General features: G+C 37.8%; 1 protein-coding gene. It reads left to right on the plus strand.

The window, feature by feature from the left end; translation table 11 throughout:
* The first annotated feature begins 92 nt into the window (after nt 1-92).
* Nucleotides 93-1,130 (plus strand): IS110 family transposase, encoded by a 1,038-nt coding sequence (locus tag H4J56_RS19355; protein ID WP_182259822.1) that lies wholly within the window; start codon nt 93-95, stop codon nt 1,128-1,130.
* The last annotated feature ends 249 nt before the right edge of the window (nt 1,131-1,379 follow it).

Here is a 1,379-nt window from a genome sequence, read left to right on the forward strand (position 1 = left end):
AGGAGATGTATGGACTCCTCCCCCTCGCGGGAGTTTTGCGGTATAAAGTGAAAAGCATTCACTCAAATCAACTTTTACCAGGAGTCCACACAATGACACAATGTAACGTAATCGCTATCGATTTAGCAAAAGATATTTTTCAAGCTTGTATTATGACACCCAATGGAAAAATTATTTTCAATAAAGCGATGAGTCGAGCAAAGTTAAAAGAATGGCTCGTTAAGCAAAAAATTTCCCTTGTTGCTATGGAAAGTTGCGGCGGAGCTCACTACTGGGCAAGGTTTGCTAAATCTTTAGGCCATCAAGTCATGCCTATACCACCTAAACAAGTTAAGCCCTTTAGAACAGGACAAAAGACAGATGCTAATGATGCCATCGCTATTGCTGTTGCCTCTCGAGCTGCCAACATTAAACCAGCAAGGGTCTTAACCACTGAAGAGCAAGGTTTGCAATCGGTTGGGAAAATGAGAGATTTACTTGATAAACAAAAGCTTCAGTTATCAAATCAAGTACGTGGATTATTGTTAGAATTTGGCATTATTATAAACAAAAGTATTAAAAGCTTTAAAGCTCAAATACCTGAAATTTTAGAAGACGCTGAAAATCAGCTACCTATGCCAATGCGGCATAGTATAGGTAAAATGTGGGCGTTATATTCTCGCCTAGAAGATGATTTTAAAACCCTAAATAATGAATTAATACGCTTAACTGGGCAAGATAATGATTGTAAAAGGTTTATGAAACTTGAAGGTGTTGGTCCTATAACGTCCATGAGGTTGAAAATACAATTAGGCAGTGGCGAACATTTCAAAAGTGGTAGACAGGTATCTGCTTGTATTGGTGTAACACCCAAACAACATAGTAGTGGCGGAAAAATACAACTCGGCTCAGTCGGAAAAAGTTCATGTGATAAACCACTACGAAGTTGTCTTTTTTTAGGGGCAAGAGCGGTAGTGGCTAAACTTAAAAATAGGCCCGCAAAAACTGAAAAAGAAAAGTGGCTAAAAGCCTTAATTGAACGCAGAGGTGCTAATTGTGCATCAATGGCTTTAGCGAATAAAAACGCACGAACAGCTTATGCTTTATTGAAAAACAATACAGATTATAGCCCGGTATTAATAGCCGCTTAATAATAACCAAAAATTAATAACACGTAAAATTGCTACAAAAAAGATCTAAAAAAAGGTTAGACCAACCTTCAATAGCCTGATTTTTGCTCTGAACATATAGAATGTCGTGAAGGAGAATAGGCATGAAGGTGCGAATACATCAAAGTGGCCGGGATAGCTTCCCATTATGAGCCCGAATATAAGCACGCATCTAAAATTTTAAAAGTTTTTTCTTGTACAATACGAGGAGTCCATATAAGCAAATAGCCA

The organism is Colwellia sp. BRX8-4 (assembly GCF_014077345.1).
GTDB lineage: Bacteria > Pseudomonadota > Gammaproteobacteria > Enterobacterales > Alteromonadaceae > Colwellia_A.